We start from the raw sequence: 257 nt of genomic DNA on the forward strand, positions 1-257 counted from the left end.
ACACTTTCACGGGTGCGCAGCGATTCACCGAGGTCGCCCTGGGCCAGTTTGCCGATGTAGTCCAGGTACTGGGCATACAGCGGCTTGTTCAGGCCAAGGCGTTCCATTGCCTGAGCGTGCATTTCGGGGTCGACCCGGCGTTCGCCCATCATGACTTCCACAGGGTCGCCAGGAATCATGCGAATCAACGCGAAAGTCAGCAGGGTGATGCCGAAAAAGGTGGGGATCAACAACCCCAGTCGGCGGGCAATAAAACT

1 pseudogene is annotated in these 257 nt (G+C 58.4%); it reads right to left on the reverse strand.

Annotated elements, in window-relative coordinates:
- Positions 1–257, reverse strand: a pseudogene (locus tag ACM6IP_RS00920) (peptide ABC transporter permease); the annotation flags it as partial.

This window comes from Pseudomonas sp. IT-P176 (assembly GCF_949767245.1).
Classification (GTDB): Bacteria; Pseudomonadota; Gammaproteobacteria; order Pseudomonadales; family Pseudomonadaceae; genus Aquipseudomonas.